Below are 222 nucleotides of genomic sequence, written 5' to 3'. Positions count from 1 at the left end.
TGATGTAGCAGGTGATGGCGTGACCACATTAGCCGCTGGTGACAGTGAGAGTGGTACATTGACTTATACGATCCAGGCAGGTGACTTAGGTACGACGATCACGAACATTGCTACAGGAAGTAGTGATCAGGCCCCAGATGTTACGGATACGAATTCTATAGTAGTACCAACGCCAAGCATGGGTATTGTCAAGAGCAATACGATTACGGATCCAGATGGATC

At 47.7% G+C, this 222-nt stretch carries 1 protein-coding gene; it reads left to right on the top strand.

What is annotated here, in order from left to right; genetic code table 11:
- The coding region (locus tag AC1EU5_RS16065; protein WP_480193435.1) for a hypothetical protein at nucleotides 1-222 on the top strand (222 nt) is incomplete at both ends.

The sequence above is a fragment of the Maritimimonas sp. 2405UD52-3 genome (assembly GCF_056591715.1).
The sequence above is the reverse complement of the archived record's forward strand: the minus strand, read 5'-3'. Positions and strand labels throughout refer to the sequence as shown.